This window comes from Yersinia sp. 1252 StPb PI, assembly GCF_048593885.1.
GTDB classification, from domain to species: Bacteria; Pseudomonadota; Gammaproteobacteria; order Enterobacterales; family Enterobacteriaceae; genus Yersinia; species Yersinia enterocolitica_E.
On record NZ_JAZGQE010000493.1, the window covers coordinates 1 to 441 of the forward strand.

The window sequence follows — 441 nt, forward strand, 5'->3', positions numbered from 1 at the left end:
CCCCATTACATACTCACCACTTTCACTGTCATTACGATAAATATTCACATCACTAATGTAAATATTATAGTAGTGAGACATAAAATGAATCACATCTAGTACGTTAGAAAATGTAACCCCATCAAAATTTATAGCAGCAGTTCCATCGGATAATGTCGATATCTGCAAGTTGTTATTCCCGCCGTTAAAAACATTAATAATCTCTTTATCAAATTTGTCATGTGAATAATAATTATGCCATACCTTATGCTGCCGACGTAGATTTAGATTTTTAGATTCGGTAGAATAATGAAGAATTTCATCCCTTAATAACACCTGTTTCTGCCGTAATATATTACAATCCATCGAAATTTTAATTGTATAAAGTACCACAATAACCATCAATAAAAGTGATAGGATGGTTCTTAATTGCCAAAAATAGTATAGAGCAGAATGTGAATT

General features: G+C 31.3%; 1 protein-coding gene. It reads right to left on the reverse strand.

What is annotated here, in order from left to right; translation table 11 throughout:
* Positions 1–315, reverse strand: a 315-nt coding sequence (locus tag V2A85_RS24475) for a hypothetical protein (RefSeq protein ID WP_420072661.1), incomplete at its 3' end; no start/stop codon positions are given.
* Positions 316–441 lie beyond the last annotated feature (126 nt).